At 68.8% G+C, this 15,338-nt stretch carries 18 protein-coding genes and 1 tRNA gene; 7 read left to right on the top strand and 12 right to left on the bottom strand.

Annotation, left to right across the window (positions count from 1 at the left end; genetic code table 11):
• The first annotated feature begins 87 nt into the window (after positions 1-87).
• Together CQ034_RS09475 and CQ034_RS09480 are read left to right on the top strand one after the other, a co-directional pair.
• Entirely contained in the window at positions 88-1,341 is a 1,254-nt protein-coding gene (locus CQ034_RS09475; RefSeq protein WP_105710853.1) for an MFS transporter, read from the top strand.
• A complete protein-coding gene (locus tag CQ034_RS09480; RefSeq protein ID WP_105710854.1) occupies positions 1,338-1,898 on the top strand; it encodes an NUDIX hydrolase in 561 nt (186 codons plus the stop codon). The genes CQ034_RS09475 and CQ034_RS09480 overlap by 4 nt, the downstream gene beginning before the upstream one ends.
• Before the next feature lie 13 nt (positions 1,899-1,911).
• On the opposite strand, the gene CQ034_RS09485 is transcribed toward CQ034_RS09480, so the two are convergent.
• From CQ034_RS09485 to CQ034_RS09515, 7 genes are read right to left on the bottom strand one after another with little or no spacing between them, the layout of a single operon-like run.
• Complete coding sequence (locus CQ034_RS09485) at positions 1,912-2,313, bottom strand: pilus assembly protein TadG-related protein (protein ID WP_374956816.1); 402 nt, start codon at positions 2,311-2,313, stop codon at positions 1,912-1,914.
• A gap of 35 nt (positions 2,314-2,348) precedes the next feature.
• The gene (locus CQ034_RS09490; protein ID WP_231481811.1) at positions 2,349-2,783 is read right to left on the bottom strand and encodes a TadE family protein; all 435 of its coding nucleotides are present in this window, start codon (positions 2,781-2,783) and stop codon (positions 2,349-2,351) included.
• Positions 2,773-3,174 carry a TadE/TadG family type IV pilus assembly protein gene (locus tag CQ034_RS09495; protein ID WP_105710856.1) on the bottom strand — a complete coding sequence of 134 codons (402 nt, stop codon included), beginning with the start codon at positions 3,172-3,174 and terminating at the stop codon, positions 2,773-2,775. Before CQ034_RS09495 ends, CQ034_RS09490 begins: the two co-directional genes overlap by 11 nt.
• Position 3,175: 1 nt before the next feature.
• Complete coding sequence (locus CQ034_RS09500) at positions 3,176-3,406, bottom strand: hypothetical protein (protein WP_105710857.1); 231 nt, start codon at positions 3,404-3,406, stop codon at positions 3,176-3,178.
• A 33-nt stretch (positions 3,407-3,439) separates the two neighbouring features.
• Positions 3,440-4,378 carry a type II secretion system F family protein gene (locus CQ034_RS09505; RefSeq protein WP_029262507.1) on the bottom strand — a complete coding sequence of 313 codons (939 nt, stop codon included), beginning with the start codon at positions 4,376-4,378 and terminating at the stop codon, positions 3,440-3,442.
• On the bottom strand, positions 4,375-5,232 hold the full coding sequence (locus tag CQ034_RS09510; protein WP_105710858.1) for a type II secretion system F family protein: 858 nt from the start codon (positions 5,230-5,232) through the stop codon (positions 4,375-4,377). Before CQ034_RS09510 ends, CQ034_RS09505 begins: the two co-directional genes overlap by 4 nt.
• Positions 5,229-6,371, bottom strand: a complete 1,143-nt coding sequence (locus tag CQ034_RS09515) for a CpaF family protein (protein WP_258134160.1) — start codon at positions 6,369-6,371, stop codon at positions 5,229-5,231. Before CQ034_RS09515 ends, CQ034_RS09510 begins: the two co-directional genes overlap by 4 nt.
• Positions 6,372-6,560: 189 nt before the next feature.
• On the opposite strand from CQ034_RS09515, the gene CQ034_RS19430 reads away from it, so the two are divergent.
• The 3 genes from CQ034_RS19430 to CQ034_RS09525 all read left to right on the top strand — a co-directional run bounded on the left by CQ034_RS19430 (position 6,561) and on the right by CQ034_RS09525 (position 7,804).
• On the top strand, positions 6,561-6,776 hold the full coding sequence (locus tag CQ034_RS19430) for a hypothetical protein (protein ID WP_146114827.1): 216 nt from the start codon (positions 6,561-6,563) through the stop codon (positions 6,774-6,776).
• An 85-nt stretch (positions 6,777-6,861) separates the two neighbouring features.
• Positions 6,862-6,943, top strand: a tRNA-Leu gene (locus tag CQ034_RS09520).
• 96 nt (positions 6,944-7,039) lie between these two features.
• Entirely contained in the window at positions 7,040-7,804 is a 765-nt protein-coding gene (locus CQ034_RS09525; protein ID WP_105710860.1) for a DedA family protein, read from the top strand.
• A 32-nt stretch (positions 7,805-7,836) separates the two neighbouring features.
• On the opposite strand, the gene CQ034_RS09530 is transcribed toward CQ034_RS09525, so the two are convergent.
• Complete coding sequence (locus CQ034_RS09530) at positions 7,837-8,646, bottom strand: Ku protein (RefSeq protein ID WP_029262512.1); 810 nt, start codon at positions 8,644-8,646, stop codon at positions 7,837-7,839.
• A 58-nt stretch (positions 8,647-8,704) separates the two neighbouring features.
• Here CQ034_RS09530 and ligD point away from each other — a divergent pair, with 58 nt between their 5' ends.
• Positions 8,705-10,681 (top strand): non-homologous end-joining DNA ligase, encoded by a 1,977-nt coding sequence (gene ligD, locus CQ034_RS09535; protein ID WP_105710861.1) that lies wholly within the window; start codon positions 8,705-8,707, stop codon positions 10,679-10,681.
• A 22-nt stretch (positions 10,682-10,703) separates the two neighbouring features.
• On the opposite strand, the gene CQ034_RS09540 is transcribed toward ligD, so the two are convergent.
• The 4 genes from CQ034_RS09540 to murI form a co-directional block, all read right to left on the bottom strand.
• On the bottom strand, positions 10,704-11,624 hold the full coding sequence (locus CQ034_RS09540; protein ID WP_105710862.1) for a cation diffusion facilitator family transporter: 921 nt from the start codon (positions 11,622-11,624) through the stop codon (positions 10,704-10,706).
• Between the two features lie 106 nt (positions 11,625-11,730).
• On the bottom strand, positions 11,731-12,324 hold the full coding sequence (gene rdgB / locus CQ034_RS09545; protein ID WP_029262515.1) for an RdgB/HAM1 family non-canonical purine NTP pyrophosphatase: 594 nt from the start codon (positions 12,322-12,324) through the stop codon (positions 11,731-11,733).
• A 2-nt stretch (positions 12,325-12,326) separates the two neighbouring features.
• A complete protein-coding gene (gene rph, locus CQ034_RS09550) occupies positions 12,327-13,064 on the bottom strand; it encodes a ribonuclease PH (RefSeq protein WP_029262516.1) in 738 nt (245 codons plus the stop codon).
• 53 nt (positions 13,065-13,117) lie between these two features.
• Positions 13,118-13,948, bottom strand: coding sequence for a glutamate racemase (murI, locus tag CQ034_RS09555; protein ID WP_029262517.1), 831 nt, complete (start codon positions 13,946-13,948; stop codon positions 13,118-13,120).
• 63 nt (positions 13,949-14,011) lie between these two features.
• Between murI and CQ034_RS09560 the strand changes: the two genes are divergently transcribed.
• Positions 14,012-15,337, top strand: a complete 1,326-nt coding sequence (locus CQ034_RS09560; protein ID WP_105710863.1) for a nicotinate phosphoribosyltransferase — start codon at positions 14,012-14,014, stop codon at positions 15,335-15,337.
• The last annotated feature ends 1 nt before the right edge of the window (position 15,338 follow it).

Raw genomic sequence — 15,338 nt, forward strand, 5'->3', positions numbered from 1 at the left:
ACGGGGACCTCGTCTTCGACGGCACATCGGCCGGAGTAGCGTGAAGACGTGAGCAGTGCATCGGCGGTCCTTCGACAGTTCGGACCCATGGTGTACCTGCCGACGGTCCTGTTCGCGCTCGGCGAGGGCGCCGTGATCCCGCTCATCCCGGTGCTGGCGGCATCCATGGGCGCAGACGTGGCGTTCGCCGCGCTCGTGGCGTCGGCGTTGGTGATCGGCCAGCTGTGCGGCAACCTCCCTGCCGGATGGGCGGTGGGCAGGATCGGCGAGCGGTACACGATGGTGATCGCCGGCGTGATCGCGATCATCGCAGGGATCGGGATGGTGTTCGCGCCCTCGCTCGGTGTGCTCGCGGCGTCGGTGTTCCTGCTCGGCATCTGCGCGGCGGCCTTCGGCCTCGCCCGTCACGCGTTCATGACCACCCGCGTGCCGGTCGCCTTCCGTGCGCGCTCCCTCTCGCTGCTCGGCGGCAGCTTCCGCCTCGGAATCTTCATCGGGCCGTTCGTCGCCGCCGGGCTCCTGCAGCTCTTCGGCAGCGAGAGTGCGGCGATCTGGTTCTTCCTGGGCTGCCTCGTCGTGATGGTCGTGCTGGTCCTCTTCGGGCCCGACCCCGAGAAAGCGATCGCTCCCCTTCCGTCGACCACTCACGAGCGCTATCTGGAGGACTCCGGTGAGGCCGTGAGCGGATCCATCCCGACGATCGAACGGCTGGGGATCTTCCAAACCATGTGGCGACAGCGCGCGGTGCTCGGGCGCCTCGGACTGGCCGCCGCCTCACTCTCCGCCGTCCGATCCGCCCGACAGGTCGTGCTCCCTCTGTGGGGACTCTCGCTGGGACTGGATGCCTCGACGATCGCCCTCGTGGTCGGCGTCTCCGGCGCGATCGACTTCGCGCTGTTCTATGCGAGTGGCCAGGTGATGGACCGCTTCGGGCGGTTGTGGGCGGCGATGCCCGCGATGGTGCTGATGGGTGCCGGCTTCCTCGCCCTGTCGTTCACGCACGATGTCGACGCCGCGGTGCTGTGGTTCGGGATGTTCGCGGCGGTGCTGGGCGTCGGCAACGGCCTGTCCAGCGGCATCCTGCTGACTCTCGGCGCGGACGTGGCCCCGAAGCGCGAGCCGGCCGCCTTCCTGGGCTCCTGGCGGACGCTGACCGATGCCGGCGGTGCGCTCGCGCCGTTGCTGGTCTCGGCGATAACCGCCGTCGCCGCACTGCCGTTCGCCGCAGCCGCCATGGGTGTGATCGGTCTCGTCGGCGCGGCAGGGTTCGTGCGCTGGATACCGAGGTTCGTACCGCGGGAGCGACCGAACGACAACCCGACCGACGAGGGTGCGGAATGATCACGAATCTGACGGCCGATGCCCATCGTCTGGTCTCGACGTTCGTGCCCCGCTCCGAGCGTGACCGCCGCGCACACGCGGACTTCGCCTCGTTCTTCGGGGAGGCCCGGGGGCCGGTGCATCGCGGCTCAGGTCCGGATCATCTGACCGCCTCGTGCGTGGTCTTCGACGCCTCGCTGCAACACACGCTGCTCGTCTTCCACCGCAAGGGACAGTTCTGGGTGCAGCCGGGGGGTCACGTCGAGCGCGGCGACGACTCTGTCGTGAGCGCAGCACTGCGGGAGCTGCGTGAGGAGACCGGTATCGTGACGGACCCACCGGCCGCTCCCCTCGCGTACGACCTCGACCACCATGGGCTGTCCTCCCGCTTCGGTGCCTGCGTCTCGCACCTCGACATCGGGATCGCCGTCGTGGTCGATCGAGATGCAGGGCTCACCGTCAGCGACGAATCCGAGGATCTGCGCTGGTGGCCGGTCGACGCGCTGCCTACCGAGATACCGCCACAGCTCGAGCCCCGGCTCGACGGTCTGCTCGCGCAGCTACGCGATCCCCGCTGAACCGACTCGCTCGTCAACGCAGCGCGGTGCGACTCGTCGCCGTGGACTCCAGGCGGACGCCGTCGGGCACGAACGGGGACAACAGGGGCGGATGCCACGAGGCCGCCACGGTCACTCGCGCAGACACCCCGTCCGGAGTCCTGGCCGAGACGAGTGACGCCTCCCCCGGCAATGCACTCACCAACTCGGCCGCCTGCTCCGTCACCGCGGCATCCGTCAGCTCGGCCCGAACCGCACCATCGATCGCCTGCACGGTGAATCCGTCCGCCCCGGCGAGCGCGGCGGAGTCGGCGAGCGCGTCCAGTCGCTTCTGCGCGAGATAGAGGTCGGTGGCGCAGACACACACGAAGATCACCACCAGGGCGAGGAGCACATAGCCGAGGATCAACGGAAGCGTGCTGCCGTCATCGCCCATGCCGGCCGCCCGCGCTCCGCGCATACTGCGGCCGCTCACTCCGAGCCCCACAGCCTCGACATCTTCTGCACGGATTGCGCCTGCACGGGCACCGCGGTGGATCGATCCAAGGCGAGGATCTCCGGCACCAGCGGGAGTCGCGCCCGCGTGGCGACGGTGACGATGATCGTCGCTCCGGCAGAAGGGCATTCGGTGCCCGTGGGGCGACAGGAGAGTGTGAGATCGACCGCGCCGGCATCGAGCCCGTACTCGTCGATCACCTGTGCGAGCACGACGTCGCCGCGTGCCGCGGCCGACGCGGCGTCGGGAGCCTGCGCGATGGCGCGGGCGATGTGGCGAGCGGCCGCCTCCGCTCCGAGAATCTGCTCCTGGATCGTTCCGAGTGCGACGACGAGGTAGATCATCGGCACCAGGAGGATCACGCCGACGGTGATGAACTCGAGCGCCGCGGAACCGGCGTCATCGATCACCGAACGCCTCCACCGGTGCATGCGCCTCCACCTCCATCGCGAAAGGTACGCCGATCAGTCCGAGCAGAGGGAAGGTCGAGCGCACTCGAACGTCGACGGTCTCCTGCCCTCGAGCGCCCGAGGAGCCGATCCGGACGTCTTCGGCATACGACGCACCGATCGCCCGGGTGATGACCTCCTGGGTGCGCTCGATCCCCTCCTCCTGAGTCGTGTCGGCGAGGGCCGCGTGATACGCGCCCTCCACGGCCGCGTCGTGGACCACGTTGCGCACGTACACGGCGAGCGCGAGCTGGAGGACTCCGAGCGTCAGTGCGGTCAGGAGCGTGCCGACCAGGAGGAACTCGACAGGGCTGGATCCGCGTTCGTCGGCCAGTGCCCGCGCGACGCGCATGTCAGAGCCCGGAGACGCGCTGGATCGCCTGCTCGAACAGGGTGGTCAGCGCCGGACCGGCCACAGCCCAGATCAAGACGACCAATCCGGCGGTCATCAGCGTGACGAGCACCCAGCCGGGTACGTCTCCGGTCTCGTCGCGGGCGAACGCGTCGACGCGGCTCGCTGCAGAGCGCCACCAGCGTCGCCGGGTGCCCTGTCGGTGACGGGTGTCCAGTGAAGGTGCAAACATGGTCGTCCTTTCATGGCCGATCATCATGGCCGATCAGCCGATACCGAGTCGGAGGATGAAAAGTCCCGGGTAGACGGCGAACAACACCGACAGCGGGAGGATGAGGAAGACGAGCGGCAGCAGCATCAGGATCTCCTTGCGCCCTGCCTGTTCGATGAGCGTTCGCTTCGCGTCTTCCCGTGCGTCTCCCGCCTGCGCATGCAGCACGGCGGCGAGCGGTGCACCGTGCTCGAGGGCGGCGATCACCTGGTCGACGGCACGTGACAGCGCGGTCAGGTCGAGGCGTCTCGCCATCTCGGTCAGCGCATCGGCGAGCGGCGACCCGGTGCCGACCGCGACCACGACGCCACGGAGCTCGCCGGTCAGCTCGCCGGAGCCGACAGCGGCCACACGACGCAGAGCATCGAGGAACCCCTCGCCTGCCGACAGGCACAGGGCCAGGAACTCCAGGGTCGTCGGAAGCTCATCGGTGAGACGCACGCGGCGCGCCTTGGCCCGTGCCGACAGCTGCAGATCGTACGCGGTCGCGGCGGCGGCGCCGCACAGCAACGGCATGACGCCTGTGGGAACGGACAGCCGTCCGGTCAGGGCGAGCACGATCAGAACGACGGCGCCGGCCCCGATGCCGGCGAGCGCCCAGCCCAACTGCCTGCCACGGAACGTCGCCGGCTCCATCGAAACACCGGCCTGGGAGAGCCGCCGCCGAAGCACCTCTCCGCCTCCGAGTATGCGCTCGAACACGTCCCGCAGCCCGCCCCACAGAGTTCGGGCGTTCGCGGGCAGTGTGCCCGCGAGCGGGAGAACACCCCGTGGGAGGTCCTCATCCGGGACCACCTCTCGCACGTAGGGGCCGATCCGCACGCTCAGTGAAGCGGCCCGCCAGCGCGGGAGGCCGGCGAGGATGCTCAGCACCCCGACGGCGAAGCCGCCACCGACGAGAACGGCACAGGCGAGGGCCGAGAACCCGCTCACCCGAACCACCGCCGAGGTTCCGGGAGCCGCCCGATGCGGACCATGATCTGGAAGGCGATGACCGAGACCCCCGCACCGACGCAGATGACGATCACGCCTTCCGGTGTGCCGTACGCCGATGCCCCTTCCGGCCGCATGACGAGCAGGCTGAGGATGACCCACGGCGCGATCGCGCCGAGGACGGCTGCGCCACGAATCCACGACTGTCGCGCCTCGACCTCTCCGCGTAGCGCGGCATCTGCCCGCACGGAGGTGGAGAGCGCGCGGAGCACCCCGACCAGCTCGGTGCCGCCGACCTGACGCGCCATCCGCAGGGTCTCGACGATGCGATCGCCGATCGGGTCCGCCAACGACGTCTTCAGCCGATCGAGGCTCGTCTCGAATCGACCGCTCGACTGCAGGTCTTTGGCGAACACGCCGAACGCGGGCCGCAGCATCGTGGGCGCGGACTCGGCCAGGCTCGCCACGGCATCGGGGAGGGAGAGTCCGACGCGGATCGACGCGATCAGAAGGTCGCAGACGTCGGGCCACAGCTGCCGACGCAGCCGGCGCAGCCGCAGCCGCCTTCCGCGCAGGAACATGATCGGCGTCAAGGCTCCCGCCGACGCGGCGAGCAGCACGAGGATGGGGAGTCCGGTCAGCAGCCATGCGGTGGAGGCGGCGATGAGCCCGGCGGCCATGATCACGGCGATGAGCGCGCGCGCCGACAGACTGTCGAACCCCGCCTCGGCGTTCAAACGGATCAGTCGCGCCTTGGGGGCCGTCGGGGCGGCGTCCGGTCTCGGTGGCCACAGCCACGGAGACGCGCACAGGAGCACTCCGGCCGCGAGGACCGCCCCGAGGAGGAACGTCACGACGCGACCTCGGCCTGATAGATCCGGGTGGTTCGGATGCGTCCGTCATCGACGTCGCCGGTGGGAGCGATGATCTCCTGCACCCGCCGTTCCCCGGCACGGTCGCGGACGCAGTGCACCACGAGATCGACCGACGCCGCGAGCGCAGGAGCGATGAATCCGCGATCGATGTTCCGGCCGGCCAGCAACGGCAGGATGCTCAGCTTCTCGAGCGCCTCCGTGGCGGAGCTCGCGTGTACGGTGCAGGCACCGGGGACGCCGGTGTTGAGCGCGAGCACCAGATCGAGCGCCTCGGCGTCGCGCACCTCACCGACCACCAGCCGATCCGGCCGCATGCGCAGCGCTTCTTTGACCAGACGGCGCAGAGTGATCTCGCCTGTGCCTTCCAGGCTGGCCTGACGCCCTTGGAGCGCGACGAGGTCGGGGCCGTCGACGGCCAGCTCGAAGGTCTCCTCGACCGTCACGATGCGCTGCGACCCGGCACACGAGTCCAGCAGCGCCCCGAGCACGGTCGTCTTGCCGGCATGCGTCGCTCCTGAGACGATCACACTGCGACCGTCGTGCATCGCGCCCCGCAAGGTCTCCGCGACGGTGGCGGGCATCATGCCCTGACGTGTCAATGCCTCGAGCGACCGGTACTTCGGCAGGAACTTGCGGATGTTGACGGCCCACGACCCTCGCACGACATCGGCGATGGCCACGTGCAGACGCGAGCCGTCGGGCAGCGACGCGTCAACGAACGGCTGACTGATGTCCACACGTCGTCCAGTGGACTGCAGCATCCGTTCGACGAGATCGCGCACCGCGATCTCGTCGAGTCGCAGCCGGGTCCGTTCCGCTACGCCCTCACGAGCCACGTGCACGTGGCCGGAGCCGTTCAGCCAGATCTCCTCGACCACGGGATCGTCGAGTAGGGGCTGCAGCGCCCCGAACCCGCTGAGGGATGCCAGCACCTCGCGGACGCACGCCGCTTCGTCCTCGATCAGGGCGTCCCCGCGCGCGAGGGCGCGGTCGTCATGACGACGCACCTCCGCGTGAGTGATCCGCCACGCCGAGTCCGGATCGACGGTGGGATCGATCCCCTCGGATCGGAGACGCATCCGCACACGTTCGGCGACAAGGGCGGAAGGATGACTCACCCCGGCATCCTCGCAACAATCCGCCGGGCGGGTCCGAAGTTATCCACAGCCATCTTGGGGACCGCCGGGAGCGCCGCCTCAGCACGACCCTCACCACATCCGTCGCCGTCGCGCAAGGGAGCAGACACCGTGGCCGCACCCTGCTCGACTCGGCGATGCATGACGTGATTTCAGCGAAAGGACACCGACATGACCGAGACCACTCCGTCCCCGTCGAACCCCGACGAGCCCTCTCCGCTCTTCCCCGATGAGCCGCTCGCCCCCAACCCGGAAGAGCCACTGGCCCCAAACCCCCAAGAGCCGCTGGCGCCGAACCCTCAGGAGCCGCTGGCGCCCAACCCCGAAGAACCTCTCGCGCCGAACCCGTCGGAGCCCGGCATCCCTCCCTCGGCTCCTCACGCGTGAGGCGCGGCCCGTCGGTCGGCGGGGGCGAACTGCGGGCTGATCCCCAGACACGCGGTTTCAGCGGTCAGTAGACTGATTCCACCGCGCGGGAGTGGTGGAATTGGCAGACACGCAGGATTTAGGTTCCTGTGCCCCAGGGCGTGTGGGTTCAAGTCCCACCTTCCGCACGAGAGACGACGGCGGCCATCTCAGGCCGCCACGACATCGCTCTGTTCTACCGCCGACCAATCACGACCGACGGGACTCCCCCAGTGCTCGAAACCATGCTGCACGCGCCGACCGCTCTCATCCCCTGGCTCGACCCCCAGACGATCATCGGCGCGGCCGGGCCGTGGGCACTTCTCGTCGTGTGCTTCATCATCTTCGCCGAGACGGGTCTGCTGGTCGGGTTCTTGCTTCCCGGCGACACGCTGCTCATCATCGCGGGCCTGCTCACGCACACCAGCAACGTGTTCGGCGTGAACATCTGGGTCGTCTCGCTCCTGATCGCCCTCTCGGCGTTCATCGGCGGCGAAGTCGGCTATCTGATCGGCCACAAGGGCGGCCCGGCGATCTTCGAGCGCAAGGAATCGGGGCTCTTCAGCAAGAAGAACGTGGAGCGGACGAACGCGTTCTTCGAGCGCTTCGGCGGTCTCACGGTCATCCTGGCGCGCTTCGTCCCGATCGTGCGCACCTTCGCCCCGGTCGCAGCGGGCGTCGGACACATGCCGTGGCGTCGATACTCGCTGTACAACTTCATCGGCGCCATGATCTGGGGCTTCGGCCTCACGATGGTCGGCTACCTGATCGCCTACATCCCGTGGGTGCGCGCTCTCGTCGTCGAGTACATCGACGTGATCCTGCTGATCGCGGTCGGCGGCACCGCTCTGGTTACGCTCTGGCACTACTTCTCCGAGCGCCACAAGGCGAAGAAGGCTGCAGCGGCCGGTGAAGACGTCGTGACGGATGCCGAAGAGGCGCAGGAGCTCGTCCTGGACGCCGACGTGTTCGACCGCGCGCCCGACCTGGACGGCGACGGCAAGCACTGAGTTCCCGGCGCCGTCACCGCGGCGCCGACCTCTCAGCCCGCGTTCTTGGCGCGTTCCTCCTTGGTGCGCGCGACGCTGGCGCGGAGCGCCTCCATCAAGTCGATGACCTCGCCGCCCTCGGCTGCCTTCTCGGCTTCGCCGAAGGTCTCTGCCACGTCGAATGTGTCGCCTGCCTCGATCTTCGCGTCGATGAGGGTGCGCAGCTCCTTCTGGTACTCGTCCACGAACTCCTCGGGATCGAAATCGGCCGAGTAGCTGTCGACGAGCGATGCCGAGAGTTCGAGCTCCTTCTTCGAGATCCGCACGTCCTCGTCCAGCGCGGGGAACTCGGCTTCGCGCACCTCGTCGGCCCACAGGAGCGTCTGCAGCACGAGCACCTTGCCCCGCACGCGGAGCGCCGCCAGCCTCGTCTTCTGTCGTAGCGTGAACCGCACGATCGCGGTGCGGTCGGTCTGCTCCAGGGTCTTCCGCAGCAGAACGTACGCCTTGGGAGACTTCGAGTCGGGCTCGAGGTAGTACGGCTTGTCGAGCGTGAGCAGATCGACCTGGTCGGACGGGACGAACTCGACCACGTCGATCTCCCGGCTCTTCTCCGCAGGGAGGGCTGCGAGGTCGTCCTTGGTGAGCACGACGGTCTGCCCCTCCTCGACGTAGGCGCGGTCGATGTCGGCGTATGCCACCGTCTCACCGCACACCTCGCAGGTGCGCTGGTAGCGGATGCGCCCGCCGTCCTTCTCGTGCACCTGATGCAGCGGCACGTCGTGGTCCTCGGTCGCGGAGTACACCTTGACCGGCACGTTCACGAGGCCGAACGTCAGCGCGCCCTTCCAGATCGTTCTCATGTGACCAGTGAACACCAGCCGACACCGTCGCGGCCAGACCCTTGACTACGCTGGCTGCATGGTCGGACAGGGGCAGGTCGTGCAGGTCGGCGGCCGTCGTCTGCGCGTGACGAACCTCGACAAGGTCGTGTACCCCGAGACCGGCACCACCAAGGGTGAGGTCATCGCCTATTACAGCACGATCGCCCCCCTCCTCCTTCCTCTGCTGGACGGTCGTCCGGTGACCCGCAAGCGCTGGGTGGACGGAGTCGGAACCGCGGATGCTCCGGCCGATGCGTTCTTCACGAAGCAGCTCGAACCCGGGGCGCCCGAGTGGATTCCGCGGCAGGCGATCCAGCATTCCGACGGCACGAAGGAGTATCCGCTGGTCGAGGACGTGCCCACCCTGGTGTGGCTCGCCCAGGTCGCGGCGATCGAACTGCACGTGCCGCAATGGCGCTTCGCCCCGGACGGGCTGCCCGGTCGCCCCGATCGTCTCGTCCTCGATCTCGATCCCGGGCCCGGGGTGGGTCTTGCGCAGTGCGCCGAGGTCGCCCGGTTCGCCCGCGTCATCCTGACCGACATGGGACTCGATCCGTTCCCTGTGACGAGCGGGAGCAAGGGCATCCACCTGTACGCGGCTCTGCCGGGCGAGCAGACCAGCGACGAGATCTCCGCCGTCGTGAAGGAGCTCGCGCGCCTGATCGAGAACGATCACCCCGACCTCGCCACCAGCGTCATGTCGAAGGCAGTGCGCGGGGGGAAGGTCTTCCTCGACTGGAGCCAGAACAACGGCAAGAAGACGACCATCTCGCCCTACTCCCTTCGTGGTCGCGCACGCCCCTGGGTCGCCGCCCCTCGCACCTGGGAGGAGCTCGACGACCCCGCCCTGGCGCAGCTCGACTTCGAACAGGTTCTGGACAGGTCGGCTTCGGGCATGGATCCTCTCGCGAGCCTTCGACCCCTCGCCATCGAGTCGACGCCGACGCCGCCGCCCGCGGCGACGACATCGCCGCGTCGATCTTCGCGCCATCCGCGTAGCGGACCGATCCCGGCGACCGACAGCACCGCCGCCACGCTCGCACCGATGCTCGCGGAGAACGGCACGCCCGGAGTCGCGCGCGCGCTGAGCGACCCCTCTTGGGTCGAGGTGAAGTGGGACGGCATCCGCGCGATGGGCACGTGGGCGGACGGGCGGATGCTGCTGCACGCACGTCGCGGCACCGATATCACCGCCCGCTACCCCGAACTGACAGCGGATGGTGCGCCGTTCCTCCCGGTCACGGACGCCGTCGTGGACGGGGAGATCGTGGCGTTCGACGGCCACGGGCGACCGAGCTTCTCGCTGCTGCAGAACCGCATGCACCTCACGCGGCCGCGTGAGATCGAGCGTGAGGTCATCCGCACGCCGATCGTCTACATGCTGTTCGATCTGCTGCGCCTCGACGGTCATGACCTCACCGGAATGCCGCTGCGGGAAAGGCGCACACTGCTCGAAGACGTGATCGCCGACCTCGACGCTCCCGTCCAGCTCCCGCCGGTCTTCGACGACGTCGACGCTGCCCTGGCCGCGAGCCGGGAGTTCGGACTCGAAGGGGTCGTGGTCAAGGATCCGCAGTCCCGCTATCGCCCGGGGCAACGAAGCCCGTCCTGGCTGAAACTCAAGCACACGCGCATGCAGGAGGCCGTGATCGTCGGCATCCGCCCGGGGAAGGGGGATCGGGAGAGCACCCTCGGCTCGCTGCTGCTCGCGGTGCCGGAGCCTGCTGACGGTGTCGACGGACCGCCACGGCTCCGTTACGTCGGACGCGTGGGCTCCGGGTTCACGGACCGTATCCTGCGCGACCTCCTCACGCGACTGGAGCCGCTGCGCGTGAAGACCGCTCCCCTCGACGGCGTGCCGGCCCCCGATGCGTCCGATGCGCTCTGGGTGCGTCCTGAGCTCGTCGGCGAGGTGGAGTTCGCGAACTGGACCCCGGACGGAGTGCTCCGTCACGCACGGTGGCGCGGACTGCGCCCGGACAAAGAGCCGGACGACATCGTCGTGGAGGTCTGACCAACTCGCTCGTCACGGCGGCTCAGGCGTGATGCGGTTCGCAGTCGGACTGCTCGGCCGGCTCGATCTGGAACGTCGAGTGCGCGACATCGAAGTGATCGGCAAGACACGCCTGCATGTCGGAGAGCAGCTGCGTCGACCGTCCGTCGGCGAGCAACTGCGGATCGACGCTCACGTGGGCCGTGAAGACCGGGGCGCCTCGGGTCAGCTGCCAGACGTGGACGTCATGCACGCCGATGACACCCGCATAGCCGAGCAGGTGCGTCCGTATGTCGCTGACAGCGGTCCCCTTCGGCGCGGACTCGGCGAGGACCGAGAAGACCTCGCGCAGGAGCGTGATCGCCCGCGGGAGGATCATCGCGGCGATGAAGAGCGAGGCGATGGCGTCCGCCGGCATCCATCCGGTGAGGAGGATGACGATGGCCGCGACGATGACAGCCGCCGATCCGATCAGGTCGCCCATCACCTCGAGATATGCGCCGCGCACGTTGATGCTCGTCCGCTGCGCGCGGCTCAGCAGCCACATCGAGATGGCGTTCGCGAACAGGCCGACCACGGCGACGACCAGCATGAGCCCGCCGGCGACCTCGACCTCGCCCGGGTTCACGAGCCGCCCGATTCCCTCGACGGCGACCCAGGTCGCCAGGGCGATCAGGATCACGGCGTTGATCAGCGCCCCGAACACCTCGGCGCGCTGATAGCCGAAGGTGCGCCGGTCATCGGCCGGGCGTGCCGCCACCGTCGCCGCGATCAGCGCGATCACGAGGGCGGACGCATCCGTGAACATGTGGGCGGCGTCCGCGAGGAGCGCGAGCGATCCGGTCAGGATCGCACCGACGACCTGCACGACCATCACGGTCGCGGTGAGCGACAACGAGATCGCCAGCAGGCGTCGACTACTGGCTGAACGAATGCCGCCGGCGGCGGGTGCGTGATCGTGCATGCCCCCAGGCTAGACCGGGAAACCGGGCCGGAAGCCCGGTTCCGACTAGTCGGGAAGGGTAACGATTCTCACCGTCATCTGCGGTTCGCTGAAGGACCGTGCGACGTCAGAGCGCGCCGAGCAGCGGCAGCAGTTCGGCGAAAGCGCGGGCCCGATGCGACTGCGACTGCTTCTCGTCCGCGGAGAAGCCGCCCACGGTCCGCTCCTGCCCTTCCGGCTGACCGTCGGGGATGAAGATCGGGTCGTATCCGAAGCCGCCGTCGCCCGACGACGCGTGCGCGAGGCGCCCAGGCCAGCGCCCCTCCACGACATGCTCGCGTCCATCCGGCAGAACCAGAGCGATCGTCGAGGTGAAGTGCGCGGCCCGGTGCGGGTCAGCGATATCGCGCAGCTGGTCGAGCAGCAGCTCGAGGTTGGCCGAAGCATCCTTCTTCTGTCCTGCCCAGTAGGCGGAGAAGACTCCGGGAGAGCCGCCGAGCACGTCGACGCAGATCCCGGAGTCGTCAGCCAGGGCAGCGAGTCCGGTGTGCGCGGACGCCGCCCGCGCCTTGATCAGCGCGTTCTCGGCGAAGGTGACTCCGTCTTCGACCGGTTCGGGTCCGTCGTAGCCGACGACCTCGAGGTCAGGACGCGCCTGCGCCACGATCTGCTGGAACTCCGCGACCTTGTGGGCGTTGTGGGTCGCGAGGACGACCTGCATCGTCACTCCCCCGCCAGCGCGGCGAGCTGCTTGCCCTTCAGGTCCTCGCAGCCGGCCACGCCGAGCTCGAGCAGCGCATCGAGTTCGCGCTTGTCGAACGGCGCTCCCTCCGCAGTGCCCTGCACCTCGACGAAGAGCCCGCGCCCGGTGACCACGACGTTCATGTCGGTCTCGGCCCGGACATCCTCGGTGTATGCCAGATCGAGCATGGGCTCGCCATCGATGATCCCCACCGACACGGCGGCCACGGAGTCGAGCAGCGGCGTGGAGTTCTTGCCGATGAACTTCTTCTCCCGACCCCACTCGATCGCGTCGGCCAGCGCTACGTACGCGCCCGTGATGGCTGCGGTGCGCGTGCCACCGTCTGCCTGCAGCACATCGCAGTCGATCACGATCGTGTTCTCACCGAGTGCCTTGGTGTCGACGACGGCGCGCAGCGCGCGGCCGATGAGGCGGGAGATCTCGTGTGTGCGACCGCCGATACGCCCCTTGACGCTCTCGCGGTCGTTGCGGCTGTTCGTCGCACGCGGGAGCATCGAGTACTCGGCCGTCACCCATCCCTTGCCCTTCCCGGTCAGCCAGCGCGGGACGCCGTTGGTGAAGGAGGCGGTGCACAGCACCTTCGTGCCGCCGAAGCTGATCAGGGCGGACCCCTCGGCGTGCGCGCTCCAGTTGCGCTCGATGGTGATCTCTCGCAGCTGGTCGGTGGAACGGCCGTCGACGCGGACGATTTCGGTCATGTGCTTCTCTCGGTCGGGGTGGACGAATCGAGTCAGGACGATTCGAGGAGGCCTTACTCGAAGGCGATGCGGGGAAGGGGGATCACGCCGGTCTGCACAAGCTGCACGTCGCGGACCTCACGACCCATGAGCCGGTTGGCCAATGCCGTGAATTCATCGGCCGAGGCTCCGGTGGCCTCGTAGACGTAGGTCGCCGTCGCGTCGGGCGACGCCAGGAGGTCGCCTCTGACCAGCTGGCGGTACACGTCGCCTGCGGTCTCGTCGTCGCTGGAGACGAGGGTGACGCCCTCTCCCATGACATAGCTGATGGCACCGCGGAGGAACGGATAGTGCGTGCACCCGAGCACGAGCGTGTCCACGTCCGCGTTCCGCAACGGGGCGAGGTACTCCTCGGCGACCGCGAGGACCTCGGGCGTACCCGTGATCCCCGCTTCGACGAACTCGACGAACCGCGGACAGGCCGCCGTGAAGACCCGCAGTCTCTCGTTCACCTCGAGCATGTCCTGGTAGGCCCGGGATCCGATGGTGCCCACCGTGCCGATGACGCCGACCCGCCCGTTGCGCGTCGTGGAGACGGCTCGGCGCACGGCGGGGCCGATGACCTCGACGACGGGGATGTCGTATCGCTCGCGCGCGTCACGGAGCATCGCCGCCGACGCCGTGTTGCACGCGATCACGAGCATCTTCACACCCTGGTCAACAAGTGTGTCGAGCACCTCGAGCGAGTAGCGGCGGACGTCGGCGATCGGCTTGGGGCCGTACGGGGAGTGCGCGGTGTCGCCGATGTAGACGAAGGACTCTCGGGGCAGCTGGGCGCGGATGGCCCGCGCCACCGTGAGCCCGCCGACACCGGAGTCGAAGATCCCGATCGGCGCGTCGTTCATGACTCCCCAGCCTACCCGCGCGCGGCCCGACGCGCGCATCAGCACGCTCAGTAAGCTGAGCGCATGACCACGTCGACGGCGCTGCTCACCGACCGCTACGAGCTGACGATGCTCGCCGCTTCCCTCCGGGACGGGACGGCCTTCCGTCCCAGCGTCTTCGAACTGTTCTCCCGCCGCTTGTCCGGCGGTCGCCGGTTCGGCGTGGTGGCCGGCACCGGTCGCCTTCTCGGGCTGCTGCGCGAGTTCCGCTTCGGTGAGGAGGAGCTGCGCTTCCTGCGTGACGCGCAGGTCGTGGACGCCGAGTCGCTGAAGTACCTCGAGGACTACCGGTTCACCGGATCGATCCGCGGTTACCGCGAGGGTGAACTGTACTTCCCCGGCTCCCCCATCCTCACCGTCGAGGGGACGTTCGCCGACGCGGTGGTCCTGGAAACGCTGGCGCTCAGCGTGCTCAACCACGACTCAGCAGTCGCGACCGCCGCCGCGCGGATGAGCATCGCGGCGGGCGAGCGTCCGCTGGCGGAGATGGGTTCGCGACGTGCGGCCGAGCGCTCAGCCGTGGCCGCAGCCCGCGCCGCCTACATCGCGGGGTTCGGCGCGACGAGCAACCTCGAAGCCGGGCGGAGCTGGGGCATTCCTACGATGGGCACGGCCGCCCACTCGTGGACGCTGCTGCACGACACCGAGGAGGAGGCGTTCCGCGCCCAGGTGGAGAGCATGGGCGCCGACACCACGCTGCTCGTCGACACGTACGACATCCGCACCGGCGTCGAGACGGCGATCCGCGTCGCCGGCCCCCGTCTCGGCGGTGTGCGCATCGACTCCGGCGACCTTCCGATCGTCGCCGCGGATGTGCGCGCACAGCTCGACGAGCTCGGTGCCGCCCACACACGCATCACCGTGACCAGCGACCTCGACGAGTACGCCATCGCGGCTCTCGCCGCATCACCGGTCGATGCCTACGGTGTCGGCACATCCGTGGTCACCGGCTCCGGATACCCCACGGCGAGCATGGTCTACAAGCTCGTCGCACGGCAGGATGCCGACGGGTCGTGGATCGGCGTGGCGAAGGCGTCTGCCGACAAGGCCTCGTACGGCGGCCGCAAGGCGGCGTTCCGCACCGTGGTCGACGGCGTCGCGACCGCAGAGACGGTCGTCGTCTCCGACGGCTTCGAGGAACTGGACACGCCCGACGAGCACCCCGACGGCCGTGCGCTTCAGGTGACCTTCGTCGAGGCGGGCGACATCGACACCGCCCACGAGGGCGCGGAGGGGACGGCGGCCGCGCGAGCGCACCACCTGCGCGTGCGCGAGGAACTGCCGGTGCGCGCTCTCGCGCTCAGCAAGTCCGACCCGGCGATTCCCACCGTGTACGTCGAAGCCAACTGAC

It is taken from the genome of Microbacterium sp. MYb45 (assembly GCF_002979655.1).
Classification (GTDB): Bacteria; Actinomycetota; Actinomycetes; order Actinomycetales; family Microbacteriaceae; genus Microbacterium.

What these genes read in the sequence shown, in the direction of transcription:
- CQ034_RS09475 (WP_105710853.1), top strand. Translation starts at nt 88, where the DNA reads ATGGTGTACCTGCCGACGGTCCTGTTCGCGCTCGGCGAGGGCGCCGTG.
- CQ034_RS09480 (WP_105710854.1), top strand. Translation starts at nt 1,338, where the DNA reads ATGATCACGAATCTGACGGCCGATGCCCATCGTCTGGTCTCGACGTTC.
- CQ034_RS09485 (WP_374956816.1), bottom strand. Translation starts at nt 2,313, where the DNA reads ATGGGCGATGACGGCAGCACGCTTCCGTTGATCCTCGGCTATGTGCTC.
- CQ034_RS09495 (WP_105710856.1), bottom strand. Translation starts at nt 3,174, where the DNA reads ATGCGCGTCGCGCGGGCACTGGCCGACGAACGCGGATCCAGCCCTGTC.
- CQ034_RS09500 (WP_105710857.1), bottom strand. Translation starts at nt 3,406, where the DNA reads ATGTTTGCACCTTCACTGGACACCCGTCACCGACAGGGCACCCGGCGA.
- CQ034_RS19430 (WP_146114827.1), top strand. Translation starts at nt 6,561, where the DNA reads ATGACCGAGACCACTCCGTCCCCGTCGAACCCCGACGAGCCCTCTCCG.
- CQ034_RS09525 (WP_105710860.1), top strand. Translation starts at nt 7,040, where the DNA reads ATGCTGCACGCGCCGACCGCTCTCATCCCCTGGCTCGACCCCCAGACG.
- CQ034_RS09530 (WP_029262512.1), bottom strand. Translation starts at nt 8,646, where the DNA reads ATGAGAACGATCTGGAAGGGCGCGCTGACGTTCGGCCTCGTGAACGTG.
- ligD (WP_105710861.1), top strand. Translation starts at nt 8,705, where the DNA reads ATGGTCGGACAGGGGCAGGTCGTGCAGGTCGGCGGCCGTCGTCTGCGC.
- CQ034_RS09540 (WP_105710862.1), bottom strand. Translation starts at nt 11,624, where the DNA reads ATGCACGATCACGCACCCGCCGCCGGCGGCATTCGTTCAGCCAGTAGT.
- rdgB (WP_029262515.1), bottom strand. Translation starts at nt 12,324, where the DNA reads ATGCAGGTCGTCCTCGCGACCCACAACGCCCACAAGGTCGCGGAGTTC.
- rph (WP_029262516.1), bottom strand. Translation starts at nt 13,064, where the DNA reads ATGACCGAAATCGTCCGCGTCGACGGCCGTTCCACCGACCAGCTGCGA.
- murI (WP_029262517.1), bottom strand. Translation starts at nt 13,948, where the DNA reads ATGAACGACGCGCCGATCGGGATCTTCGACTCCGGTGTCGGCGGGCTC.
- CQ034_RS09560 (WP_105710863.1), top strand. Translation starts at nt 14,012, where the DNA reads ATGACCACGTCGACGGCGCTGCTCACCGACCGCTACGAGCTGACGATG.